Annotated in this window: 25 protein-coding genes; 13 read left to right on the top strand and 12 right to left on the bottom strand. The window is 70.2% G+C overall.

What is annotated here, in order from left to right:
• Window positions 1-104: 104 nt before the first annotated feature.
• The gene (locus ABD235_RS34745) at window positions 105-1,472 is read right to left on the bottom strand and encodes a lytic transglycosylase domain-containing protein (RefSeq protein ID WP_344181999.1); all 1,368 of its coding nucleotides are present in this window, start codon (window positions 1,470-1,472) and stop codon (window positions 105-107) included.
• A 235-nt stretch (window positions 1,473-1,707) separates the two neighbouring features.
• Between ABD235_RS34745 and hemL the strand changes: the two genes are divergently transcribed.
• The 9 genes from hemL to ABD235_RS34700 all read left to right on the top strand — a co-directional run bounded on the left by hemL (window position 1,708) and on the right by ABD235_RS34700 (window position 10,292).
• Window positions 1,708-3,033 carry a glutamate-1-semialdehyde 2,1-aminomutase gene (gene hemL / locus ABD235_RS34740; RefSeq protein ID WP_344181997.1) on the top strand — a complete coding sequence of 442 codons (1,326 nt, stop codon included), beginning with the start codon at window positions 1,708-1,710 and terminating at the stop codon, window positions 3,031-3,033.
• A 42-nt stretch (window positions 3,034-3,075) separates the two neighbouring features.
• Window positions 3,076-3,699, top strand: coding sequence for a histidine phosphatase family protein (locus ABD235_RS34735; RefSeq protein WP_344182703.1), 624 nt, complete (start codon window positions 3,076-3,078; stop codon window positions 3,697-3,699).
• Window positions 3,699-4,262 (top strand): TlpA family protein disulfide reductase, encoded by a 564-nt coding sequence (locus ABD235_RS34730; RefSeq protein ID WP_344181995.1) that lies wholly within the window; start codon window positions 3,699-3,701, stop codon window positions 4,260-4,262. Before ABD235_RS34735 ends, ABD235_RS34730 begins: the two co-directional genes overlap by 1 nt.
• Window positions 4,263-4,277: 15 nt before the next feature.
• Window positions 4,278-5,021, top strand: a complete 744-nt coding sequence (locus ABD235_RS34725; protein WP_344181993.1) for a cytochrome c biogenesis CcdA family protein — start codon at window positions 4,278-4,280, stop codon at window positions 5,019-5,021.
• A gap of 40 nt (window positions 5,022-5,061) precedes the next feature.
• Window positions 5,062-6,615: a cytochrome c biogenesis protein ResB gene (resB, locus tag ABD235_RS34720; RefSeq protein WP_425553220.1), complete on the top strand. Its 1,554-nt coding sequence runs from the start codon at window positions 5,062-5,064 to the stop codon at window positions 6,613-6,615.
• Window positions 6,612-7,583, top strand: a complete 972-nt coding sequence (gene ccsB, locus ABD235_RS34715; protein ID WP_344181989.1) for a c-type cytochrome biogenesis protein CcsB — start codon at window positions 6,612-6,614, stop codon at window positions 7,581-7,583. The genes resB and ccsB overlap by 4 nt, the downstream gene beginning before the upstream one ends.
• Window positions 7,584-7,595: 12 nt before the next feature.
• On the top strand, window positions 7,596-7,847 hold the full coding sequence (locus ABD235_RS34710; RefSeq protein WP_344181987.1) for a DUF4229 domain-containing protein: 252 nt from the start codon (window positions 7,596-7,598) through the stop codon (window positions 7,845-7,847).
• 207 nt (window positions 7,848-8,054) lie between these two features.
• The gene (locus ABD235_RS34705) at window positions 8,055-8,666 is read left to right on the top strand and encodes a TetR/AcrR family transcriptional regulator (RefSeq protein WP_344181985.1); all 612 of its coding nucleotides are present in this window, start codon (window positions 8,055-8,057) and stop codon (window positions 8,664-8,666) included.
• A gap of 60 nt (window positions 8,667-8,726) precedes the next feature.
• Window positions 8,727-10,292 (top strand): MFS transporter, encoded by a 1,566-nt coding sequence (locus tag ABD235_RS34700; RefSeq protein WP_344181983.1) that lies wholly within the window; start codon window positions 8,727-8,729, stop codon window positions 10,290-10,292.
• 141 nt (window positions 10,293-10,433) lie between these two features.
• Here the strand turns inward: ABD235_RS34700 and ABD235_RS34695 are convergent, their stop codons facing one another.
• The 7 genes from ABD235_RS34695 to ABD235_RS34665 form a co-directional block, all read right to left on the bottom strand.
• Complete coding sequence (locus ABD235_RS34695) at window positions 10,434-10,748, bottom strand: hypothetical protein (protein ID WP_344181981.1); 315 nt, start codon at window positions 10,746-10,748, stop codon at window positions 10,434-10,436.
• Between the two features lie 153 nt (window positions 10,749-10,901).
• Window positions 10,902-12,062, bottom strand: coding sequence for an SGNH/GDSL hydrolase family protein (locus ABD235_RS34690; protein WP_344181979.1), 1,161 nt, complete (start codon window positions 12,060-12,062; stop codon window positions 10,902-10,904).
• A 41-nt stretch (window positions 12,063-12,103) separates the two neighbouring features.
• Entirely contained in the window at window positions 12,104-12,589 is a 486-nt protein-coding gene (locus ABD235_RS34685) for a GNAT family N-acetyltransferase (RefSeq protein ID WP_344181977.1), read from the bottom strand.
• Entirely contained in the window at window positions 12,586-13,236 is a 651-nt protein-coding gene (locus ABD235_RS34680) for a lysoplasmalogenase family protein (RefSeq protein WP_344181975.1), read from the bottom strand. The genes ABD235_RS34685 and ABD235_RS34680 overlap by 4 nt, the downstream gene beginning before the upstream one ends.
• 90 nt (window positions 13,237-13,326) lie before the next feature.
• On the bottom strand, window positions 13,327-13,836 hold the full coding sequence (locus ABD235_RS34675; RefSeq protein ID WP_344181973.1) for a hypothetical protein: 510 nt from the start codon (window positions 13,834-13,836) through the stop codon (window positions 13,327-13,329).
• A 1-nt stretch (window position 13,837) separates the two neighbouring features.
• On the bottom strand, window positions 13,838-14,854 hold the full coding sequence (locus ABD235_RS34670) for a M48 family metallopeptidase (RefSeq protein ID WP_344181971.1): 1,017 nt from the start codon (window positions 14,852-14,854) through the stop codon (window positions 13,838-13,840).
• A complete protein-coding gene (locus ABD235_RS34665; RefSeq protein WP_344181969.1) occupies window positions 14,851-15,207 on the bottom strand; it encodes a hypothetical protein in 357 nt (118 codons plus the stop codon). Before ABD235_RS34665 ends, ABD235_RS34670 begins: the two co-directional genes overlap by 4 nt.
• Before the next feature lie 80 nt (window positions 15,208-15,287).
• Here ABD235_RS34665 and cds1 point away from each other — a divergent pair, with 80 nt between their 5' ends.
• Window positions 15,288-16,397 carry an L-cysteine desulfhydrase Cds1 gene (cds1, locus tag ABD235_RS34660; protein WP_344181967.1) on the top strand — a complete coding sequence of 370 codons (1,110 nt, stop codon included), beginning with the start codon at window positions 15,288-15,290 and terminating at the stop codon, window positions 16,395-16,397.
• Between the two features lie 109 nt (window positions 16,398-16,506).
• Here the strand turns inward: cds1 and ABD235_RS34655 are convergent, their stop codons facing one another.
• Window positions 16,507-17,379: a 1,4-dihydroxy-2-naphthoate polyprenyltransferase gene (locus ABD235_RS34655; RefSeq protein WP_344181965.1), complete on the bottom strand. Its 873-nt coding sequence runs from the start codon at window positions 17,377-17,379 to the stop codon at window positions 16,507-16,509.
• A gap of 79 nt (window positions 17,380-17,458) precedes the next feature.
• Here ABD235_RS34655 and menE point away from each other — a divergent pair, with 79 nt between their 5' ends.
• From menE to menD, 3 genes are read left to right on the top strand one after another with little or no spacing between them, the layout of a single operon-like run.
• Window positions 17,459-18,526, top strand: a complete 1,068-nt coding sequence (gene menE, locus ABD235_RS34650) for an o-succinylbenzoate--CoA ligase (RefSeq protein WP_344181963.1) — start codon at window positions 17,459-17,461, stop codon at window positions 18,524-18,526.
• Window positions 18,523-19,464 carry an o-succinylbenzoate synthase gene (locus tag ABD235_RS34645; RefSeq protein WP_344181961.1) on the top strand — a complete coding sequence of 314 codons (942 nt, stop codon included), beginning with the start codon at window positions 18,523-18,525 and terminating at the stop codon, window positions 19,462-19,464. The genes menE and ABD235_RS34645 overlap by 4 nt, the downstream gene beginning before the upstream one ends.
• On the top strand, window positions 19,461-21,089 hold the full coding sequence (gene menD, locus ABD235_RS34640) for a 2-succinyl-5-enolpyruvyl-6-hydroxy-3-cyclohexene-1-carboxylic-acid synthase (RefSeq protein WP_344181959.1): 1,629 nt from the start codon (window positions 19,461-19,463) through the stop codon (window positions 21,087-21,089). Before ABD235_RS34645 ends, menD begins: the two co-directional genes overlap by 4 nt.
• Here the strand turns inward: menD and mptB are convergent.
• The 3 genes from mptB to ABD235_RS34625 are packed head-to-tail and all read right to left on the bottom strand — an operon-like array spanning window position 20,992 to window position 24,318.
• Window positions 20,992-22,473: a polyprenol phosphomannose-dependent alpha 1,6 mannosyltransferase MptB gene (mptB, locus tag ABD235_RS34635; RefSeq protein WP_344181957.1), complete on the bottom strand. Its 1,482-nt coding sequence runs from the start codon at window positions 22,471-22,473 to the stop codon at window positions 20,992-20,994. The genes menD and mptB overlap by 98 nt on opposite strands.
• Before the next feature lie 40 nt (window positions 22,474-22,513).
• Window positions 22,514-23,278 (bottom strand): ABC transporter permease, encoded by a 765-nt coding sequence (locus ABD235_RS34630; RefSeq protein WP_344181955.1) that lies wholly within the window; start codon window positions 23,276-23,278, stop codon window positions 22,514-22,516.
• Complete coding sequence (locus ABD235_RS34625; RefSeq protein WP_344181953.1) at window positions 23,275-24,318, bottom strand: ABC transporter ATP-binding protein; 1,044 nt, start codon at window positions 24,316-24,318, stop codon at window positions 23,275-23,277. The genes ABD235_RS34630 and ABD235_RS34625 overlap by 4 nt, the downstream gene beginning before the upstream one ends.
• Between the last annotated feature and the right edge of the window lie 99 nt (window positions 24,319-24,417).

Genomic DNA, 24,417 nt, shown 5'->3' with positions numbered 1-24,417 from the left:
ACCACGAAAAGGGCGACGCCACGAAGCTGGGGGGGAGGTGCTCCGTGGCGTCGCCGGGGGCGCGCCAAGGGAGGGGTGGGGGCGGCGCGCCGTCTAGGGGGTGGTCAGCTGCCGAGCAGTCCTCCGCCGAGGATGCCGAGCAGTCCGAGCAGGGACAGCAGGTTGCGGATCACCTGGTCGACCGCGGCGGTGCCGCCGGTCTGGTAGGCGGTCACGCACTTCTGCAGCTGGGCCTGCGTCGGGTTCTTGATGGTGACCTTGGCCATCTCGCTCTGGCAGTACTGCGTGGCCTTGGTCAGCTCGGTGAGCGTGCTGCCGACGGTCCCGACGATCAGGCCGGCGGCGGTCCGCAGCGTGGTCACGCCGGCCGGCGTGCTCGGCGGCGGGGTGCCCGGCTTGGTCGGCGTCGGCTTGCCCGGAGTCGGCTTGGTCGTCGGCTTGCCCGGGGTGGGCTTGGCGGACGGCTTGGTCGGCGTCGGCCTGGTGGTCGGCCGGTCCTGGCCACCGTCTTCCGGCGTCGGCTTCGTCGTGCTGCCGGGCTTGCCGGGCGGGTAGACCGGCAGGTCGATCGCCTGCGGGAGGTCGTTGTCGGCCGGGGCGTCGATGGTGTCGTCACCGGTGCGGCCGTCGGCCCGGACCACGCCCTGGTCGCCGTCCTCGGTGCCGTTGCCGACGACGATCCAGCTGCCACCGGCGTACGCCTTGGCGATGCTGACCACGAGATCGACGTACGCCTGCGAGTGGTTGTAGCGCAGGACGGCCTGGTTCAGGTCGCCGGCCCGGGTCAGGTCGACCCCGCCGGAGCACAGGTAGACCGCGGTCGACATCGCCGCGTCGTCGATGTCCTGCGGGTTCTTCGTCCCGTCGCCGTCACCGTCGACGCCCATCGCCTGCCAGGTGGCCGGGATGAACTGCATCGGCCCGACCGCGCGGTCGAACGCGCCGTCGCCGTCGAGCCGGCCGGCGTCGGAGTCGGTGATCCGGGCCGTGGTCAGGCCGTCGAGGCGCGGACCGTAGATGCCCGGGGTGGCGATCCCGTTGGTGGTCAGCGAGTTGCCGCCGAAGCGGCCGTGGTTGGACTCGACCCGGCCGATCGCGGCCACCAGCGTCCACGGCAGGTGGCATCCCGGGTCGGCCTGCGCGAGCACCTGCTGGGCCCGCGAGTACGCCTTCAGTGCGGCCGTCGGGATCCCGTTGCGGGAGAGCCCGGAGACCACCTGGGTCGGTTCCTCGTTCTTGTCCACCCCGTTGCCGACCGAACCGGGAACCGGCACGTTGGCCGGGTCGCTGATCGGTTGCTTCGGTACGACGACCGGGACGTTCGGGCCGAGGCCCTGGTCCAGCGCGGCGGTCGCGACCGCCGGGTCGTCGGTCGCGCTGACGGTGAACGCGCTCGCGAACAACGCCAGCGGCACCAGCGGCGCCACCTGGCGCCACCCGCCCGCAGTGGCGCGGCGCTTGCCCTTCGCCATCGATGATCCCCTCCGTGACTCATCGACCTGTCCTGCCCCACGCTGCAGACACGTCTCTTCGTCGGTCCCCGATTACCGCGTTCACCTGGTCTAACGCCTGGCCCGTGCGTGGGTTACGGAGCGGGCGTGGACTGTGCACTGGCGGTCACCGGGTACCCATACTGGCGCGTAACAACGCTCAGCGGAACCCCCCGCGCCCTGCCCGCCCGCTCTGCTGCCTGACGGGTCGGGGAGAATGGCCGCCGTGTCAGACCACACCGCTCGCTCCGCCGCACTGTTCGACCAAGCCACCGCGGTCACGCCCGGAGGCGTGAACTCCCCGGTCCGCGCGTTCCGCGCCGTCGGCGGGGTCCCGCGCTTCATGACCTCGGGTGACGGATGTCACATCACCGACGTCGACGGCAACACGTACCTCGACCTGGTCTGCTCGTGGGGCCCGATGCTGCTCGGCCACGCGCACCCCGAGGTGATCGCCGCCGTCCAGGCCGCGGTCAGCCGCGGTACGTCGTTCGGTACGCCGACCGAGACCGAGGTGCTGCTCGCCCAGGAGATCGTCGGACGCACGCCGGTCGACAAGGTCCGGCTGGTCTCGTCGGGCACCGAGGCGACGATGTCGGCGCTGCGGCTGGCCCGTGGGTTCACCGGACGGGACAAGATCGTCAAGTTCGCCGGTTGCTACCACGGCCACGTCGACGCGCTGCTGGCCCAGGCCGGCTCCGGCGTGATCACCCTCGGCATCCCGGGCACGCCCGGCGTCACCGAGGCGACCACCGCCGACACGATCGTGCTGCCGTACAACGACCAGGATGCGGTCAGCGCCGCTTTCAGCCAGTACGGCGATCAGATCGCGGCGGTGATCACGGAGGCTTCGCCCGGCAACATGGGCGTCGTGCCGCCGCAGGACAACTTCAACGCGTTCCTCGCCGCCATCTGCAAGGCCAACGGCGCCCTGTTCATCTCCGACGAGGTGATGACCGGCTTCCGGATCACGCGTTCGGGTTGGTACGGCGTGGACGGCGTCCAGCCCGACCTGATGACGTTCGGCAAGGTGATGGGCGGCGGCTTCCCGGCCGCGGCCTTCGGCGGCCGCGCCGACGTGATGTCTCACCTGGCGCCCGAGGGCTCGGTCTACCAAGCGGGCACGCTGTCGGGGAACCCGGTCGCCACGGCGGCCGGTCTGGCCACGTTGCAGCTGGCCACCGACGAGGTCTACGCCAAGCTCGACGAGACCTCGGCCACCATCCAGCGCCTGGTCGGTACGGCGCTGGACAAGGAAGGTGTGCCGTACGTCATCCAGTCCGCCGGGAACCTCTTCAGCGTCTTCTTCGTGGAGTCGGAGGAGGCAAGTGGCCCGATCCGCGACTTCGCCGGTGCCGGAGCCCAGGTGCTGCCACGGTTCGCCGCTTTCTTCCATGCCATGCTGGACGCCGGTGTCTACCTGCCGCCGAGTGCGTTCGAGGCGTGGTTCGTGAGTGCCGCGATCGACGACGACGCCCTGTCGCGGCTCGAGACCGCACTCGCTCCGGCCGCTCGCGCGGCGGCCGCCGTACAGAAGAACTGAGAAGGGATCGGCTCGGTGACCGAAACGACGGTCGTGCACCTGATGCGACACGGCGAGGTGCACAACCCGGCCGGCGTGCTCTACGGCCGGATCCCCGACTACCACCTGTCCGAGCTCGGCCGGAAGATGGCCGAGCGGGTCGCCGAGCACGTGGCCGGCCGCGACATCGTGCACCTGGTCAGCTCCCCGCTGGAGCGCGCGCAGGAGACGATGGAGCCGATCGCCGCCACGTTCGGGCTGACGCCGGACATCGACGAGCGGGTGATCGAGGCGGCGAACCTGTTCGAGGGCAAGAAGTTCGGCGTCGGCGACGGAGCCCTGCGGCAGCCGAGCGCGTGGTGGCTGCTGCGCAACCCGTGGAAGCCGTCCTGGGGTGAGCCGTACAGCCAGCTCGTCCGCCGGATGCGCGACGCGATCGAGACCGCCCGGCAGAAGGCCGCCGGGCACGAGGCACTGATCGTGTCGCACCAGCTGCCGATCTGGATCGTCCGCTCCGCGATCGAGAACCGGCGGATGCTGCACGACCCGCGCAAGCGGCAGTGCAGCCTGGCGAGCCTGACCAGCTTCACCTTCCACGGCGACCAGATCGTCTCCGTCGGGTACGCCGAACCGGCCAAGGACCTGCTGCCGGTCAAGCACCCGAAGAAGTTCGTGGGCGGTGCCTGATGCGCCGTACGGTGGTGGTGGTGGCCGCGGTCGCGCTGCTGGCGACCGCCTGCAGCTCGGGTGAGTCGACCAACGAGAACCGCAGCGGCCAGACCGGCTTCGTCAGCGGCAACGGCAACGTGTCCAGCTTCGCCGCGGCCGACCGCAAGCCGGCGCCGGACTTCGGCGGCGACACCCTGGACGGCAAGCCCTGGAAGCTGGCCGACCACAAGGGCAAGGTCGTCGTACTGAACGTGTGGGGCTCGTGGTGCCCGCCGTGCCGCAAGGAGGCGCCCGACCTGGTCGCCGCGCACAAGCAGCTCGGCACGGGCGTCGAGTTCATCGGGCTGAACACCCGGGACCTGGACCGGGCCCCGGCGAAGAAGTTCGTGCAGGAGTTCGGCGTCGGTTTCCCGAGCTTGTACGACCCGAGCGGCAAGCAGCTGCTCGGTTTCCGCGGCCAGATCTCGCCCAGCTCGATCCCGAGCACGCTGGTGATCGACAAGGACGGCAAGGTGGCGTCACGGGTGATCGGGTCGGTCACCAAGCAGACCCTGCTCGGCATGGTCGCTGATGCTGATTAGGTTAGGCGCCGGCTGATGGCTGACTGGTTCGCCCAGTCGATGACGGGCTCGATGCTGGTGGCACTGCCGATCGCGGTGCTGGCCGGCGCGATCTCGTTCTTCTCGCCATGCGTCGTACCGCTGCTGCCTGGCTACCTCTCGTACGTCACCGGTCTGTCGGCGGCCGAGCTCGGCTCGAAGCAGCGCGGCCGGATGCTGGCCGGGACGAGCTTGTTTGTCGCCGGGTTCTCGGCGGTGTTCATCCTGACCGGCGTGCTGTTCGGTGCCATCGGCAACGCGTTGCTCGACCACCAGACGCTGATCACCCGCGTGCTCGGCGGGGCGACCGTCGTCCTCGGGCTGATCTTCCTGGGGGGCTTCGGCTTCCTGCAGCGCGACGTCCGGGTGCACCGGGTGCCGGCGGTCGGGATCGCGGCCGCGCCGCTGCTCGGCGTGCTGTTCGGCTTCGGCTGGACGCCGTGCATCGGCCCGACCCTCGGCACCGTGATGAACCTGGCCGCCACCGAGGGCAGCACCGGTCGCGGCGCGACGCTCGCGCTGGTGTTCAGCCTCGGCCTGGGGATCCCGTTCATCGTCGCGGCGCTGGCCTTCCGCCGGATGCTCGGCGCGGTCGCCTGGGTCCGCAAGCACCAGCTGCTGGTGATCCGGATCGGCGGCGTACTGATGATCGCGGTGGGTCTGCTGCTGCTGACAGGAGTGTGGGACACGATGACCGCCGATCTTCGCCAGTGGGTCGCCAACTTCGGATCGGCGGTCTGAGATGAGCGACGTCAAGGAACAGGTCGAGCCCGAGGCCACCATGTCCGGCGGCAAGCCGCCCGAGCGCCCCGACCCGCCCGCGATGGGCCTGGTCGGCTGGCTGCGCTGGGCCTGGCGCCAGCTCACCTCGATGAAGACCGCGCTGATCCTGCTGTTCCTGCTGGCCCTCGGCGCGGTCCCGGGCTCGCTGATCCCGCAGATCCCGGTGGACCCGATCAAGGTGTCGGACTTCTACGACGCCAACCCGGAGCTGGCGTCCTGGTACGACAAGTTCGGGCTCTTCGACGTCTACAAGTCGGTCTGGTTCTCCGCGATCTACCTGCTGCTGTTCATCTCGCTGATCGGCTGCGTGGTCCCGCGGCTGCAGGTCTACCTGAAGGCCCTGCGCTCCCGTCCACCGAAGCCGCCGCGCAACCTGATCCGCCTGCCCGGCCACCAGCAGTTCGAGACCGACGCGACCGAGGCCGAGGTGCTGGCCGCGGCTCGCCAGGAGCTGCGCAAGCGCCGCTTCCGGGTCGAGGCGTACGACGGCGCGCTCGGCGCCGAGCGCGGCTACCTGCGCGAGGCCGGCAACCTGCTGTTCCACTTCTCGCTGATCCTCGCGCTGGTCGGGATCGCCTGGGGCTCGCTGTTCGGCTACCGCGGCACCGTACTGGTTGTCGTGGGCAACGGTTTCTCCAACGCGGTGGCGCAGTACGACGACTTCACGCCGGGCCGGGCGTTCACGCCGGACGACCTGCCGCCGTTCACGCTGACCGTGAACAGCTTCAAGGCCACCTTCGAGACCCAGGGCCCGCAGCGTGGCGCGGCCCGGTCCTTCGACGCGGGCATCACCTACCAGGTCAGCCCGGACTCGCCCGAGCAGTCGTACGACCTGCAGGTGAACCACCCGCTGTCGGTCGACGGGACGAAGGTGCACCTGCTCGGCCACGGCTACGCGCCGAAGGTGACGGTCCGCGACGGCAAGGGTGACATCGCCTTCTCCGGCCCGTCGCCGTTCCTGCCGCAGGACGCGAACTTCTCGTCGTTCGGCGTGGTCAAGGCACCGGACGCGCGGCCCGAGCAGCTCGGCTTCGAGGGTTTCTTCCTGCCGACCGCGGTGATCGACCAGCGCGGCCCGGTCTCGGTCTTCCCCGACGCGGTGAACCCGGCGCTCGTGCTGACGGCGTACTACGGACGCCCGGCCGACGAGACCGGCAAGCCGCAGTCGGTGTACCAGCTGGACAAGACCAAACTGACCCAGTTCGACGACGGCAAGGGCGACAAGCTGCGGTTCCAGCTCGCGCCCGGCCAGAGCATCGACCTGCCGGACGGCCGCGGTTCGCTGACGTTCGACTCCTACGACCAGTGGGTGAAGCTGCAGATCAGCCACACCCCCGGGCTGAACCTGGCGCTGGCCGGGATCCTGCTCGCGATCCTCGGGCTGATGGCGTCGTTGTTCGTCCACCCGCGGCGTACCTGGGTGCGCGTCCGCACCGAGGACGGGCGTACCGTGGTCGAGGTCGCCGGTCTCGACCGGGGGCCGGAGCGTGGTCTCGGCGACGAGATCGACGCCATCTCCACCATTCTGAAGAAGAAGCGGGAGCAGGCATGAACTCCTCGACCCTCGCCTCGGTGTCGAACCTCTTGGTTCCGACCGCGACGGTGATCTACACGCTGGCTCTGCTGGCGCACACCGTGGAGTGGTCGAGCGGTCTGCGGGTCCGCAAGCCGGCCGAGCAGAAGGTGCTGGTCGGGGCCGACGGCGCCGAGATCCCCTCCTCCGAGGACACCTCCGCGGTGGACGAGGAGCCGTCGCAGCGCTGGGAGCAGGCAAGCCGGATCGGCGTGCTGCTGACGGTACTGGCGTTCGTCATGCACGCCGGTGGGGTGCTGACCCGCGGTCTGGCCGTGAGCCGGGTGCCGTGGGGCAACATGTACGAGTTCTCCATCACCGCTTCGCTGGCCGTCGCCGCGGTGTACCTGGTCCTGCTCACGCGCCAGCGCCTGCAGTGGCTCGGGCTCCTGGTCACCTTCGTGATCGCCGCGACGCTGGGCATCGCCGTACTGGCGCTCTACGTGCCGGCCGCCGACCTGCTGCCCGCGCTGCACTCGTACTGGCTGGTGATCCACGTGTCGGCCGCGGCGATCGCGGGCGGTGGCTTCACCGTCGGCGCGATGGCGTCGATCCTCTACCTGGTGAAGAGCCGCGCCGAGGCCCGCGAGGCCGACGGCAAGCCGATGCCGGCCGCGCTGCGCCGCGTCCCGTCGTCGGCCGGCATGGACGCCGTCGCGTACAAGGTGCACGCGTTCGCCTTCCCGCTGTGGACCTTCGGCGTGCTGGTCGCCGGCCCGATCTGGGCGTACTACGCCTGGGGCCGCGCCTGGGGCTGGGATCCCAAGGAGGTCTGGTCGCTGGTCACCTGGGTCGTGTACGCCGCGTACCTGCACGCCCGGGCCACCGCCGGCTGGCGAGGCCGCCGCGCCGCCTGGGTCGCGATCGCCGGTTGGGTCGTCTTCCTGTTCAACTTCATCGGCGTGAACCTCCTGCTGTCGGGCTTCCACGCCTACTCGGGCCTGTAGGAGAGTGCCGGTATGAAGGAGTTCGCTGTCTACACCGGGTTGCGGCTGGCGTTGTTCGCCGCGTCGTTCGCGGTGCTGTGGTTCGCGTTGAACACCTGGCTGTCGGTGTTCCCGTTGCTGCTGCTGGCGCTGATCGTGTCGTCGATCCTGTCGATCTTCGTGCTGCGGGCCTGGCGGGACCGGCTGGCGGCACGGATCGAGACGCGCGCGACCCGGATGACCGAGCGGCTGGAAGCGGCCCGGAGGGCCGAGGACGAGGACTGACCACGGGCTCACCGGCCCCGTCGACCTGAGGGTCGGCGGGGCTTTTCGTTTTCCGTACCAGCTGACGCAGTGGTACGCAGAGTGACTCAGGCCACTTTTGAGTCTGCCCGAAAATCCCTTGTGCATTCCTTCACATGAGTCGTAACGTGGTGGATGAAACGAAACCGTTTCGTTCTATCTGTCGCTTTCCGATCACACAGGGTGAACATGACCGAAGTTGCCGAGACCGGGCCCCGCCAGCGTCCGCGGGTCGAGGGTGGGCGTGAGGACGAGATCCTCGACGCGACCGTCGAGCTGGTCGCGGAGCTGGGGTACGACCGGCTGACGATGGACGCGGTGGCGACCGCCGCCAAGGCCAGCAAGGCGACGTTGTACCGGCGCTGGACGAGCAAGGCCGAGCTGGTCGTCGACGCGATCAGCCGGGCCAAGGGCTGCCCGATCCCGGAAGAGGTCGACACCGGCAGCCTGCGCGGCGACCTGATCGCGCTGTCGTGCAACGAGGGCGGGTTCACCGACGAGATGCCGATGTCGGTGATGGCCGGTCTGCTGACCGCGCTGCACCGCGACGACGACCTGCAGCTGGCGTTCAAGGAGCGCTTCCTGAAGCCGCGGCTCGCCCTGACCGCCCGGCTCTACCAGCGGGCCGTCGAGCGCGGCGAGATCGCCGCCGACGTCGACGTCGAGCTGCTGTCGCAGACCCTGCCGGCGCTGGTCATCCACCATGCCTTCGTCCTCGGCGTCGAGCCGACCGAGGACCTGATCCTGCGTGTGATCGACCACCTGATCCTGCCTGCGGCGCGGGGGTCGCAGGCGAGCTGACCGGTGTGGGGCCGGTCGGCGACCCAGAAGCCAGTACCACCCAAGAGGGGAATTCCAGTTATGTCCGAAGACGTCGTCAAGGCCGATCCGCCGGAAGGGCGGCCGGTCGACTCGGTGACCGAGCCCGCGGCCCACGGTCACCGCAACCTCGGGATCGCGCTCGCGCTGATCAGCATGGCGCAGCTGATGGTCGTGCTGGACGGCACGATCGTCAACATCGCGCTCCCGCACATCCAGACCGATCTCGGTTTCACCAACGCCTCCCTGCCGTGGGTCGTCAACGCGTACGCGCTGGCCTTCGGTGGTCTGCTGCTGCTCGGTGGCCGGATCGGTGACATCCTCGGACGCCGCAAGGTGTTCATGTTCGGCGTCGTGCTGTTCGGCGTCGCGTCGTTCGTCGGGGGCATCGCGCAGAACGAGACGATCCTGCTCGCCAGCCGGATCCTGCAGGGCGTCGCCGCGGCGGCCGCCTCGCCGAACGCCCTGGCACTGATCACCACGACCTTCCCGGCCGGCAAGGAGCGCAACCGCGCGATGGCCGTGTACGCCGCCATGTCGGGCGCGGGGGCCGCGGTCGGCCTGATCCTCGGTGGCGCACTGACCGAGGCGTCGTGGCGCTGGACGTTCTTCATCAACACCCCGATCGGCCTGATCGTCGCCGTCCTGGCGATCCGCTACCTCGGCGAGTCGGCCCGGCAGCAGGGCAAGTTCGACATCCCGGGCGCGGTCACCGGCACGGTCGGTCTGACCGGTCTGGTGTACGGCCTGACGCACGCGGCGGAGAAGGGCTGGGGCGACCCGGTCACGCTGGCCTTCATCCTCGGCGGTCTGGCCCTGATCGGGATCTTCCTGGCCATCGAGGCGCGCTCCAAGCACGCCCTGATGCCGTTCCGGATCCTGGCCGACCGGACCCGCGGGGTCAGCTTCTTCGTGATGCTGATCGTCGGTGCGGCGATGTTCTCGATGTTCTACTTCCTGGGCATCTACATCCAGAACATCCTCGGGTACAGCGCGCTGAAGACCGGTTTCGCGTTCCTGCCGTTCAGCTTCGGCATCGTGGTCGCCGCGCAGATCGCGTCCACGCTGATCGCCCGGATCGACCCGCGCTGGATCGCCGGTGCCGGCGCGGCGCTGGCCGGCGTCGGGATGTGGGGCTTCTCCCGGCTCGAGGTCGACTCGACGTACCTGACCCACGTCATGCCGTTCATCCTGCTGCTGTCGTTCGGCATGGGCCTGATCTTCGTGCCGCTCACCCTGACCGCGGTCTCGGGTGTGGCCAACGAGGACTCCGGTGTCGGCTCCGCCGTGCTGAACACGGTCCAGCAGATCGGTGGCGCGGTCGGCCTGGCCCTGCTGGGCACGGTCTCGGCCAACGCGATCAAGGACAAGTTCGCCGAGCTCGCCCCGGGCCTGCAGAAGGCCGCTGAGTCCGGCCAGTCGCCGACCCAGCTGAAGCAGCTCGAGGGCCAGTTCACCGCGGTCGCGACGACGCACGGGTTCACCCGGGCGTTCACCGTGTCGGCGTTCATCATCCTGGGCGCGGCGCTGATCACGCTCCTGGGTCTGTCGGTCAAGGCCAAGGACCTGGCCAACGACGGCAAGCCGGGCGGCGTCCACATCGGCTGACGCCTCGCAGACAGAAGGGCCGTATCCCCGGGGGCGGGAGGTACGGCCCTTCGCCGTTGCCGGGTACGCCGTACGACGGTGCCCGTGGCCGTTTCGCTGTGGGTCATGACCGGTGCGCCGGCTACCGCCCGTCCGGCCGGGTCACCCTTGGTCGTCTCCGGCGTCGAGCGCTCGCAGGCCGTCGGTCCAGCGTTGCCTGCGCTCCTGGTCGGACTGCTCCCACCAGGGTGCTCCTCGCTCGCCCAGCGCGACCTTGGCGAGTTGCACCCGGGACCTGGCCTCGCGCTCGGCCTCGGGGTCCTCGTCGCGGTGGGACTGGGCGATCGCTCGGCGGGCGGCCATCAGGGCGTGCTGCAGGCGGTCCCGGACGTCGGCGGGGATGGCCGGGTCGGTGGCTCGCCACTTACGGCCGTTGACGACGACGTGGTGGCCGTCCGGTGTGGTGGGAGCTGGCATGTCCTACCGGTGCCCGCTCGACCCGCTCCGTACGCCGCCCGCTCTGCCGCCCGCGCCGCTCGGCGATCCGCTCCGTACGCCCGCTCAGCCGCCCGCGCGCCGCCCGCACCGCACGCTCGCTGCTGGCGGCGGTCGCCCGAGCACGGCGTCGGTTCAGACTCGGGTGTTGAACGGCCCCTCGGTGAACGCGTGCTGGACGAAGCGTTCGGCGATGCGTTGGTGGGTGGCGGTGTCGGGGTGGAGGCGGTCGGGGAGGGGGAGGTCGGCGTGGTCCGCTTCGCCGTACAGGGTGAGGCCGTCGAGGTAGTGGAGGTTGGGGTCGTCGGCGGCGCGGGCAGCGGTGATGCGGGCCAGCTCGGCGCGGATGACCGTCAGCGTGAGCTTGCCGGCGGCAACCTCTTCGGGGTTGCCGGTGGCCTTGAAGGCGACCTTGCCGTCGGCGAAGTCCGGCGCCAGCGGGCCGGGGGTGTGCTCCTGGATCGGGCAGTAGATGGAGGAGATCACCACCAGCGGCGTGGTCGGGTGGCCCTCGCGGAGGATGTCGAGGAAGTTGTGAACGGCGGGGCCGAGGGCGCGCAGGCGCATCAGGTCGGCGTTCACGAGGTTGATGCCGAGCTTGATGCTGATCACGTCGGCGGGAAGGTCGCGCATCGTGCGCGCGGTGAACGGGTCGAGCAGCGCGCTGCCGCCGAAGCCGAGGTTGGTCAGTTCGACGCCGGCCAGCCGCGCGGCGACCGCGGGCCAGGTCCGGGTCGGGCTGTCGGCGTTGGAGCCGTGGCTGATCGAGCTGCCGTGGTGCAACCACGTACGACGGCCGAGATCGGCGGCGGGCTCGACCGGTGCATCGGTGCGTAGGGCAACGAGCTGGGTGCTCTCGGTGTGCGGCAACCAGATCTCGACGTCCTTGGCTGTTGCCGGAAGCCCCGAGAACTTCACCGAGCCGACCGGCCCGGGGGTGACCTCCGAGGTACCGGTGCTCAGGTCGATGGTCAGCACGTTGCCGCCGTCGGCGGTGCCTTGGGCAGCCAACTGGCCGTCGAGCAGCAGGTCGAAGACCCCGTCCGGCCGCGGCGGAGCGCCGATGTAGGCGATCTTGGTCGGCAGGACGTCGAGCTCGATCTCCGTCGCCGTACTCCGGAAGGCCAGGCGAACCCCCGACGGCTGTGCTTCCGCCATCGCCAGCTGACCGTCGACGTTCTGCTTGCGCCCCAACGCTCCGAGGCGGTGCGGCAGTACGCCGTACGGCGTCTGCTCCAACTCGACGGCGCCGCGGACGAGTTCAGGGGTGATGGGCGTGCTGATCCACTCGGGCATACCCACGAGCCTGCCCGCCGTGGTTGCCTCAGGCAAGTCAGTTACAACGTCTTGCGCAGGACCAGCTCGCGGTTGATGCCGTCGGGCATGAGATCGCCGGACTTGTCAGTCAGGGCGTAGCCGTGCCGCGCGTAGAGCGCCTGGGCCTTGTCGTTGCCCTGCACAACCGACAGCTCGACGGCGACGGCACCCTCGGAGCGCGCCCAGTCCTCGACTGCCGTCATCAACCGGTCGCCGAGCCCGCGGCCACGGGCGTCGGGCGAGATCCACATCGACACCAGCTCGCGGACGTCCGGCTCGTCGTGGGCGGGAAGCCCGCTGGCCATGCCCGCCGGACTGCCGTCGAGCGAGGCGATCAGGTTGTACGAGCCAGGAAGTGCCAGGCGGGCACGCCAGCGCTCCTCCTCGGCATCGACCCAGTCCTCGTACCGCGACCCGAAGGCCGTCGGGGCATCGGAGAGCGCCGCCAGCCGAAGCTCGCGCCAGTCTTTCCAGTCGTCCGGCACCAGTTGCCGCAGCTCGATCACCGGGCCAGCATTCCCCATCCGGCTTCGCGGGTCACGCTGTTTTTGCCGACGGGCGGCAGGGCGCCGGCGGCGAGGTTGTACTGGGCGAGGGTGTAGGTGATGCCGACCAGGAGGTCGCGGTGGCGAAAGTTCCAGCCGGCCAGGCGGGCGCCGATGAGGCTGTCGGAGGTCAGGAAGAGCGCGCCGCCGGCTGCCGACCGCCCACCCGCCCAGCCCGACGTGACGGCCGTTGCCGTGAGCATCAGCGAGTACGCCGCGACCGGCGCGCGGAGCTCGCCGAGACCGGGCCACAGCACCGCCATCAGGGCGACACCCAGTACGGCGTACGCGGCCAGGATCCGCCAGCGACGCCGGTCCGGACGTCGTACGAACAAGGCGACGTAGCAGGCGTGCGCGGCGGCGTACACCGCGAGGGCGGGCAGGATGAGTCCGGCCTCCATCAAGGTGTCGCCGACGCACGAGAAGAGCAGCGCGGTCACCAGCAGCGGGGAGCCGTGATGGGCCCGGGTCCAGATCGCCAGAGCCGGCATCATCGCGGACTTCGCCGCGACCCGCAGCGCCCGCTGACCGAACGCCGTACCGGCCACATGAGCTCCGACGCAAGCCCAGTACACAGGAGCCCAACGACTGGCCCGGGACACTCTCATCGCCGACCTCCTCGCTGAAGTGGTGAGTGGAGGTACCCGGGCAACAAGCCGTCTAACGCCGGCGCCGCGAAATCGTCTTGCCGACGCGGATCAACCGCGGCCGGTAGCCCGCCCGTGCCGCACGGCCAAAGCGGTGGGGTAGCGCGCGAGCAGCGGGGCGACGACTTCCGGCGGAGCGTTGGTCTCGACGTCGACCACGTCGGCGACGGCGTCGTAGCCGAAGCCGTAGGCGTACGTGCGGGCGTCCGGGTGCCAGCGGCGAAGGCGCAGTTCGTTGAGGACCAGGTCGATCTCCGCCTGGGTGTGGCGGCTGTGCGCGACCAACGCCTCGGCGCCGCCGAGATCCACTACCTCGCCCGACGTACCGGGGTGGTCGGCTGCGAGGCGGATGACGAAGGTGTGCGCGGCGCGGTCCCAGCTGTGGCCAACGGCCGCGTGGTCGGCGCAGTACAGCTGGACGAGTGCGGCGGTTCGCTCGTGGGACGGCGACGCGGAGGCCGCCTCGGCGCGGAGGGCGTCGAGGCCGGCCGTCTTCTTCTCCGCCGCGGCCGCCAGCATCCGGTCCAGCTCGGTCCGGTCGTCGGGCGACCAGTTCGGCATGTCAGCGCGGGGGGAACTTGGAGCTGACCCAGTCGCGGACGCCGCCGAGGCCTTCGCCGAGGTCGCGGACGAACTTGGCGAGCGGGTCCTGGGAGCGGGCGAAGGCGTCGGAGTACGACTTGGCGGCGTTCTTCGCCTCCTGGGTCATCGAGGCGTCGCCGTCGTCCTGGCGCTTGGGGTAGTCGCCGGAGACGATCGTCGTGTACTCGCCCTCGTCGACCCAGCGGCGCAGCTCGTGCGCGCGGATAACGGCCAGCGGGTGGGTCTGCGCCTCGAGCAGCAGCAGCTTGAGGACGGAGTCGCGCAGGTCGCCGGAGCTCTCGTACTCGGTGCCCTGGGCCAGGAACGCGGTGGTGTCGAGCTGGTCGAGCTGACCGCCGGACGCGAGCTTCATCTGCACGCGGAGCGCGACCGCCGGGTCCTGTACGGCGAGCAGGCCGGCGCGGTCGCCGGACAGCTCGGCCTTGCGGGACCACTCGTGCAGGGCGGCGATGATGGCGCGGATCCCGAGCGCGCCGATCGGCATCCAGTTGATCGCGCCGGTCAGCCGCATCAGCCAGAGCAGGAGCGACTGGTACAGCGCGTGGCCGCTCTGGGCGTGACCGAGCTCGTGGCCGAGGATGAAGCGCAGCTCCTCCTCGTCGAGCCCCTGGACCAGCGCGCTGTTCACGACGATGAACGGGCGGTCCATGCCGATCGTCACGGCGTTCCAGATCGGGCTGTTGGTGACGAACAGCTCGGGCAGCTGCCGGACGTCGAGGGTGGCGGCCGCCTCGGTGTAGAGCCGGTGCACCTTCGGGAACTGGCGCTCGTCGACCTTGATCGCCGAGCCGAGGAACTGCAGCCGGAAGGCGCGCTCGTTGATCAGCCCGGACATCTTCCGGAGCACGAAGTCGAACCCCTTGAGCTGCCGCAACGCGACCAGCGCGCCGCGGTCGGCCGGGTGCTCCCACGCCCGCGAACTGATGTCGGTCAGCGTCACCCGCTGGCGGGTCGGCCGTTCGTCGTTGTCGGTCATCGTTCCCCCACGGGTCGGCGTGCTTCCCTCCAACGTAGCCGCCCCAGGGGTCCGGGCCGTAGCAGCCAAGCGGCCACCAGCCCCGGCACCCACCCGAAAGGCACCGCCCACCAGCCCAGTTGCAGGTTGAAGCAACCGATCATCGTCGCCCAGCTCAGCGCCGTACCCCACACCCAGAACCAGACCCCACGCCCGGTCGCGGACCGCCCGTCCCGCCGGGCCCGCAGTACGCCCACCGCCGCCAACGGCACACTCGCCGGCATCGCCGCCGCGGTCGCCAGCAGCCCCAGTACGACGAGCAGCACCACCTGCTCGGTCGCCGACAGATGCAACTCGAAACCCAGAGGGATCATGACTTGATCGTGCCGGGGGCGGCTGTGGTTGCAGAGAGTAGGAATACTCAAGATCGCGGGAGTAGCCCTAGCCTGTGGCCATGAGTGAGCTGTTGGCGTGCAGGGAAGTGGATCGGCGGGACGACAAGCAGCGGGCGTGGGTGTCCGAGGCGGTCAGGGTGGTCGATGCGGACGCCAACCGGAGTGCGGACACGCATCTGCACGTGTTTCCGATGCCGGCGATGAGCGGGGTCGACCTCTATCTCAAGGACGAGTCGGTGCATCCGACGGGGTCGTTGAAGCATCGGCTGGCGCGGTCGCTGTTCTTGTACGCGCTGTGCAACGGGTGGATCCACGAGGGCACGACCGTCATCGAGGCGTCCAGCGGGTCCACCGCGGTGAGTGAGGCGTACTTCGCTCGGCTGCTCGGGTTGCCCTTCGTTGCCGTGATGCCGGCGTCGACGAGTCCGGAGAAGATCCAGCTGATCGAGTTCTACGGCGGGCGGTGCCACTTCGTCGAGCGGTCGGGGCAGATCTACGGCGAGGCCAAGCGGCTGGCCGAGGAGACAGGCGGGCACTACATGGACCAGTTCACGTACGCCGAGCGGGCGACGGACTGGCGGGGGAACAACAACATCGCCGAGTCGATCTTCGGGCAGTTGGCGCTCGAGCAGCACCCGGTGCCGACCTGGGTGGTCGTCGGGGCCGGTACGGGCGGTACGTCGGCGACGATCGGCCGGTACGTGCGCTACCAGCGGCACGCGACGTCGGTCGCGGTCGTGGACCCGGAGGGGTCGGCGTTCTTCCCCGGCTTCGAGGCGGGCGACAGCGACTTCGCGACCGGGCGGCCGTCACGGATCGAGGGGATCGGGCGGCCGCGCGTCGAGCCGTCGTTCGTACCGGGCGTGGTCGACCGGATGATCGCGGTGCCGGACGCCGCGTCGATCGCGGCGATGCGGTTCTGCTCGCGGGTCACCGGGCGGCTCGTTGGTGGATCGACCGGGACGAACCTGTGGGGCTCGCTCCGGCTGGCGGCCGAGATGCGCCGGATGGGGCAGCGAGGAAGCATCGTCACGCTGCTGTGCGACGGCGGCGAGCGCTACACGAACACGTATTACGACGACGACTGGCTGCGGAGCAACAGCATCGACATCAGCCCGTACGAGGAGACCCTCCGAGGCTTCGCCGAAACGGGGTTGTGGAGGGAGTAAGCCGGGCCGCCCGAGCGCCTGGCCGCTGCGCGGCCGGCAGAGGCCGGGGGCCGAGCTGCCCAGGCGGCCGGCGGAGGCCGGGGGCTGAGCTGCCCAGCCGGCCGGCCGGCTAGCTGCCCAGCGCCAGGCCGATGGCCAGGCCTACGGCGTACACGAGCTCGGTGAGCCCGGTGCCCTTCAGCACCGGGATCAGGGCCGGGCCCACAGCGTCGCTGACGACCACGCGGACCGACTTGACGGCCAGCGGGAGCGCGACGAGCGCCAGCAGGGTCCACGGCGTCGCCAGCGCGGACAGCGCCGCCAGGATGAACGCCAGCGCGATCAGCGCGGCGTACAGCTGCCGCGACCGCGCGGCACCGATGACGACGGCCAGCGTCCGCTTGCCGGTCTCGCTGTCGGTGGGGATGTCCCGCAGGTTGTTGGCGACCAGCAGCGCGCAGGCGATCGCTCCGATGGCGACAGCGCCGGCGACGGCCGTCCAGTGCAGCCGCTCGGCCTGCACGTACGTCGTACCGAGCACTGCGACCAGGCCGAAGAACAGGAACACGCTGACCTCGCCCAGCGCGCGGTACCCGTACGGCGACTTGCCGCCCGTGTAGAACCACGCACCGACCAGCGAAGCCGCCCCCGCGACCAGCAGCCACCAGCTGGACGTCGCGCAGAGCACGATCCCCAGCACGGCGCCCACGCCGAAGCAGGTGAACGCGGCGGTCTTCACCGCGCGCGGTGTGGCCACCTTCGACCCGACCAGCCGCAGCGGGCCGACCCGGACCTCGTCCGTCCCGCGGATGCCGTCGCTGTAGTCGTTGGCGTAGTTCACGCCGATCTGCAGCGCCAGGGCGACGCCGAGGGCCAGCAGCGCCTTCCACCAGACGAAGCCGTCCAGGTAGGCGGCCGCGCCGGTCCCCACCAGGACGGGAGCGACGGCGGCAGGCAGTGTCCTGGGGCGGGCACCCTCGATCCACTGAGAAAGGTTGGCCATGAATGCGATTCTGTCAGCCGTCGGATCGGCGAACGGGCGTCGGGGCTACGCTCAGCGGAGTATGTCTAGTTTGCGTCTGGTGCCAGGCACGCCTGAGGCCGTCCTTGCCGCGCTGTCCGAGGTGCTGGACGGTACCGGTCAGCCCTTCGCCCCGGTGCCCCCGGATCCGGCCGCTGCCGAGCGCGTACGCCGGGCAGCTGCGCCGGACGAGCCGCTGGAGGACGACTGCGCCGTCGTACTGACCACGTCGGGGTCGTCCGGTGAGCCGAAGGGCGTGCTGCTGTCCAGGGACGCGCTGGTCGCCTCGGCCACGGCCACGCACGACCGGCTCGGCGGTCCGGGCCAGTGGCTGCTCCCGATGAAGCCGTACTTCGTCGGCGGGCTGCAAATCCTCACTCGCTCCCTCCTGGCCGGTACGACGCCGGTGGTGGCTGACGACCTGGCGGCGGCGGAAGCGATGACCGGCGCCCGGCGCTACACCGCCATGGTCCCGACCCAGCTGACCCGCTACCTGGACACCGCGCCCGACGCGCTGCGGAGCTTCGACGCGATCGTGATCGGCGGTGCGTCGATGGGAGCCGAGCTGAAGGCCCGGGCGGCGGCCGCGGGCGTGACGGCGATCCCGGCGTACGGGATGACCGAGACGGGCAGCGGCTGCGTGTACGCCGGACTGCCGCTCGACGGGACCGAGCTGGCGCTGGATGACGGGCGCATCCTGATCAAGGGGCCGACGCTGTTCTCCGGCTACCGGCTGCAGCCCGCGCTGACCAAGGAGGTGCTGCAGGACGGCTGGTTCCGGACGCAGGACCGTGGCCGGTTCGTCGACGGGCGGCTGGAGGTGGTCGGCCGGTTGGACGACGTGGTGATCTCCGGTGGGGTCAACGTGACGCTCACTGCGGTGCAGGCGCGGCTGCTGGAGCATCCGGACGTGGCTGATGCCGTCGTACTCGGTGTGCCCGACCAAGAGTGGGGCAGCCGGGTAGTGGCCTTCGTGGTCGGCACTGCTGAGCTGGAAGCCCTGAGGGACCATGTGGCCGAGACACTGCCGCGCACCTGGGCTCCGCGTGAGCTGGTCCGGCTGGACGAGCTGCCGATGCTCGGCTCGGGCAAGGTGGACCGGCAGCGGTTGCTGGACGGTGTGCGGTGATCACCTACTCGCTGGGCCTCAAGAACAAGTTCCGCGGGATCACCGTCCGCGAGGGCATGCTGTTCGAGGGCCCGGCCGGCTGGGCCGAGTGGAGCCCGTTCCTGGACTACGACGACGCCACCTGCGTCTCCTGGCTGCGCGCTGCGGAGGAGGCCGCTGTCGACGGCTGGCCCGAGCCGCTCCGGCAGCAGATCCCGGTGAACTGCACAGTTCCGGCGCTGGGACCGGAGCGAGCCGCCGAGATCGTCCGGGCCTCCGGCTGCCGTACGGCGAAGGTGAAGGTCGCTGAGCCCGGCCAGACGCTGGCCGACGACCTGGCCAGGGTCGAGGCGGTCCGGAACGCGCTGGGCCCCGACGGCCGGGTCCGGATCGACGCCAACGGCGGTTGGTCGGTCGACGAGGCGCTCAAGGCCCTGAAGGAGCTGTCGCGGTTCGACCTCGAGTACGTCGAGCAGCCGTGCTGGACGGTGGAGGACCTGGCGCTGGTACGACGGCGTACCGACGTACTGGTCGCCGCGGACGAGTCGATCCGGCGGGCCGAAGACCCGCTACGGGTCCGGGAGCTGGAGGCGGCCGACGTCGCCGTACTGAAGGTGCAGCCGATCGGTGGCGTCCGGGCGTGCCTGGAGATCGCCGAACAGATCGGACTGCCGGTGGTGGTTTCGTCGGCGCTGGAGACGTCGGTGGGCATCGCCGCAGGGGTAGCGCTGGCCGCTGCGTTGCCGGAGCTGCCGTACGCGTGCGGACTGGCGACCGTGGCCATGTTCACTCAGGAGGTGGTCAGCGAGCCGTTGCTGCCGGTCGACGGGTTCCTGCCGGTCAAGCGCCTCACCCCCGACCCAGCACTGCTGGCTGCTGCGACCGCATCGCCGGACACGACAGCCAGCTGGGAAGCACGGCTGGCCAGAGTTCAACAGCTGAAGGGAAGTCAGGGATGAACCCGTCCACTGCGTTCGCGACGGTGGTCGTCGACGAGCTGATCAGGTGCGGCGTCCGAGAGGTCGTGCTCGCTCCCGGCTCGCGCAGTGCGCCGCTGGCGATGGCGCTGGCTGCTGCCGACCGCGAGGGCCGGCTGCGCCTGCACGTACGGATCGACGAGCGTACGGCGGGCTTCCTGGCGATCGGACTGATCCGTGGGACCGGTCTGCCGGTGCCGGTGGTCACCACGTCCGGTACGGCGGTGGTCAACCTGCACCCCGCCGTACTGGAGGCGTCGCACAGCGGGCTGCCGCTGATCGTGCTGAGTGCGGACCGGCCGCCGGAGCTGCGGGGGAGTGGTGCGAATCAGACCACCGACCAGCTGAAGGTGTTCGGCGGTGCGGTGCGGCTGTTCCACGAGATGGGCGTGCCGCGACAGGAGGTCGGCCAGGTCGCGTACTGGCGGTCGCAGGTCTCGCGAGCGGTGGCAGCAGCCGTGGGAGTGCGCAGCAACGATCCTGGGCCGGTCCAGCTCAACTGCTCGTTCACCGAGCCGCTGGTACCGACCGACGGCCCGGACTGGCCGGAGTCGCTGGACGGCCGGACCAGTGGGCCGTGGACGAGTGTGCGGGCTGCTGGTGGTCAGCCGTCGTCACTCTCGCCCGGTCCGAAGACCGTCGTGGTCGCCGGAGACGGCGCTTCCCAGGCGGCCCGGCTCGCCGCGGAGGCGGGGAACTGGCCGCTGTTCGCCGAGCCGTCGAGCCGCGCCCGGATCGGTCCTTCGGTGATCCCGGCGTACCGGTTGTTGCTCGGAGCAACGAAGCTGGCGGACGAGATCGAGCGCGTGATCGTGTTCGGCCACCCGACGCTGTCCCGGCCGATCACCAAGCTGCTGGGCCGCCCGGACGTCGAGGTCGTCGTGGTCGCACCGACCGGCTCCTGGCCGGACGCCGTACGACGTGCTGCGACCGTGCTGACCGGCCTGGAGATCACCGGTGCCGACAGCACCGACTGGCTCGCCCGCTGGCAGCAGGCCGACCAGCTGGCGCGACCGGCGATCGACAAGCTGCTCGCTGGTGAGCTGACCGGCCCGGGCATCGCGGCGATCGTCGGTGAGGCTGTGGGCGCCGACGGGATGCTCGTCGTGGCGTCGTCGAACCCGGTGCGCGACTTGGACCTCGCGCCCGTCGTACCGATCCGCACGGTGGCCAACCGAGGGCTCGCGGGCATCGACGGGACGATCTCGACGGCGGTCGGTGCGGCGCTGGCGAACGCCGGCGCGACGTACGCGCTGATCGGCGACCTGGCCTTCCTGCACGACTTCACCGGGCTCGTGATCGGCCCGGCCGAGGCGCGGCCGGACCTGCGGATCGTCGTGGTGAACGACAACGGTGGCGGGATCTTCTCGACACTGGAGCAGGCCGGGACGACCGACTTCGAGCGGGTCTTCGGGACCCCGCACGGGACGGACTTCGGCGCGCTGGCTGCAGCGACCGGTACGCCGTACACGCTGGTCACGACGGCCGACGAACTGCGGGCCGCACTGGTCAGGACTGTTGCGGGTGTGGATGTGGTGGAGGTACGGCTGCCACGGCCGACAACGCTGCATCAGGAACTGCAGGCCGCGGTGAACGCGGCGCTCTAGCCGGCTGGAGGGTGCGGAGTCGGCCGAGCAGCGTGCCGACGACCACCAGTACCAGCGAGGTCGTCACGAGGATGGGGATCACCGCACCGCGCAGCGACGAGTTGAGCGGTGCGGCGATCGTCAGGATCATGCTGACGCCGACCAGTGCCGTCATCAGGCGACGGCCGGGACGTGCCACGGCCAGGAACGGCAGGCACCACAGGAAGTACCAGTCGTGCGCCGTCGGCCCGAGCAGTACGACGGCCAGCATGGCTACGCCGACCGCACGGGCCGCCTGGTGGATGTGCGAGCGCAGACCGAGTACGGCGATCAGTCCGAGCGCCGTGAGGATGCCGAGCAGCCGGATGAGTTGCAGGGCTTGCTGAGCCGCGTCCTCCGCACCTAGCCAGTTCAGTACGCCGGAAGTGCCCAGCCCGATCAGGTTGGCGATCGACAGTGGAGACATCACTAGACCAGGGACGTCCAGGGCGTTGAGCCAGCCGGAGCCGATGCCCGTCAACTCTCCGACGGTCACCAGGGTCAGCACTGACACCACACCGGCGATAGCAAGGCTGGCCAGGCGTTGCAGAGCTCTGCCGGCCAGCGGACTCATCACTGCGGCGATGGCGATCACCACCAGGCCACCTGGCGCTTTGACTGCCGCAGCGGTGCCGGCGATGACTGCTGCCGTGCCCCATCGACCAGTGAGGGCTACGGCGAAGGCGGAGCAGGCCAGACCGAGCATCAGGACGTCGTTGTGCGCTGCGCCGAGCCCGTGGGTGATGAGGACCGGGTTGGCGACCACCAGCCAGGTGGCGACGCTCGGGTCGACCCGGCAGGCTACGGCGATCTTGGGGACGGCCCAGGCGATCAGGACGATGCCGAGCAGGGCCAGGCCGCGGTGGGCGAGCATGAGGACGTACGGGTTGTCGGTGACCTGAGCTGCCAGGCCGCCGTACGCCAGAGGGATCGGCCCGTACGGCGCTGGTGTGTTCATCCACATCGGGTCGACCGCCTCGACCACGCGGCCGGACAGGGCAGCCGGGCCGACCGTGTAGGGGTCGAAACCCTTGGCGACCAAGGCGCCCTGCGCGGCGTAGCTCCACGCATCCCGGCTGAACAGTGGAGGCGCCAGCAGCAGCGGCAGGCTCCAGAGCACGGTCATCCGGATCAGCCGGTGCCGTACGCCGGCCAGCACCTCACGGCCGACCTCCAGCCAGGCCCAGACCATCAGCCCCAGCCCGAACACCAGGAACGTCAGGCCGGTCATCCGCCCGGCCAGCGAGTCCCGCAACGGCATCGCGGCCATCCACGACGACTGCGGTACCACCGACGTCGCCAGCGCCGAGGCGGCTACGACCCAACTCCCCACCACTCCGCGTACCCATGGTGAAGGAACCCGCATGGCCGGACCGTAACCGCCCCAGAAGAAGCGCCGATGAACGCTAGGCGGATTCCTTCTTGAACGTCCGCGCGCCGACCGTCAGGCCGACGGCGGTGAGCAGGACGACCCAGAACAGGCCCCACAACGACGCGCTGCTGGAGATGTCTCCGCGGAACAGCGCCCGTACGCCGGTGACGACGTGCTTGAGCGGACTGATGTCCGACAGCCGCTGCAGCCAGGTCGGGCCGATCTGCATCGGCAGCAGGATGCCGGACAGGAGCAGCAGCGGCATGGCGATCCCGTTCAGCAGCGGGGCCAGCGCGTCCTCGCTCTTGGTGATCAGCGCCACGGAGTACGACAGCGAAGCGAACGTCGCGCCCAGCAGGGCCACGATCACCAGCGACAGCAGCACGCCACCCCACGGCGCCCGCAGGCCCATTGGGATCGACACGACGAGCAGCAGCACCGACTGGACCACCAGTACGACGACGTCGCGCAGTACGCGTCCCGCCATCAGGGCCATCCGTGACGCCGGCGTCACCCGGTCGGCCTCGATCACGCCGGCCCGGTACTCCGCGATCAGTCCGAAGCCGACGAACATCGCGCCGAACATCCCGAGCTGCACAATCAGGCCGGGGATGAACACCTGGTAGGCGTTGGTGGTCGCGCCCTGGCTGATCTGCGCGGTGATCGGCTTCAGCAGCGGGCCGAACAGGAACAGGTACAGCAACGGCTGGCTGAGCATCAGGATCGACCACATCGGGTTGCGCAGCGACAGCCGCATCTGCCGGTGGAAGACGATCCAGGTCTCCTGGAGCACGGTCACGCCACGGCCTCCTTCTGCTTCTCCGGCTCGTCGGCCGGCGCCGGGCTGTCGTCGCGCAGCGACCGCCCGGTCATCGTCAGGAACACGTCGTCGAGCGTCGGCCGGTGCACCTCGACACCGTCCAACTCGATGCCCACGGCATCGATCTGCCGGAGCAGCCCGGGCAGCACGGAGCCGCCGCGGGGGATCCGGAAGTTCACTCCGTCGGCGACTGCCTCGACCTCAATCGCCCCATCCAGCTTCTCGACGATCCGGATCACCGTCTCGGTCACGTTCGTACGCCGCGAACCGCCGGCGCCGGCGTCGGCGCGGCCCCCGGCGTGGTCGGCGAGGCGGAGCCGGACGGCGTCCCCCGAGACCTGCTGCTTCAACGCTTCCGGCGTACCGGCGCCGACGATCCGGCCGTGGTCGATGACCAGGATCCGGTCGCAGAGGGCGTCGGCCTCGTCGAGGTAGTGGGTGGTCAGGAAGATCGTGGCGCCGCGGTCCCGCAGGCCGCGGATGTGCTCCCAGAGGTTGGCCCGCGCCTGCGGGTCGAGCCCGGTGGTCGGCTCGTCCAGAAAGATCAGCTTCGGGTCGTGGATCAGCCCCATCACGATGTCCAGCCGGCGCCGCTGCCCGCCGGACAGCGTCTTGCACTGCCGCCGCCACAGCCCCGGCAGGTCGAGCTCCTCGAACAGCCGCTGCCCGTCGGCGATCGCCTTCGCCTTGCTCACGCCGTACAGACGGGCGTGGTCGACGACCTCGTCCCCCGCCACCGCCTCCGGCAACGTCGAGCCGCTCTGCGGCACGTACCCGATCCGGCGACGCACGCCCACCGGGTCCTTAGCGAGGTCGCACCCGGCGACCGTCGCGGACCCGCTGGTCGGCGTGATCAACGTCGCCAGCATCCGCATCGTCGTGGTCTTACCGGCCCCGTTCGGCCCCAGAAAGCCGACGATCTCCCCGTCAGCCACGTCCAGATCTACTCCCTGCACAGCCTGCACCGGCCCGCGCTTGGTCTTGAAGGTGCGGACAAGTCCGCGAGCTTCGATCATCATGCCGCCCAGCATGGATGGTCAATCTTGAATAGTCAACATTGAATTCGAGGCTAGAGGGAGCGCTGGTTGTGAGAGCCTCCACGGGGTGGAGCGAGGAGC

The organism is Kribbella lupini, from assembly GCF_039529595.1.
Taxonomy (GTDB): Bacteria; Actinomycetota; Actinomycetes; order Propionibacteriales; family Kribbellaceae; genus Kribbella; species Kribbella lupini.
This window is presented reverse-complemented; position numbering and strand designations above follow the sequence as displayed.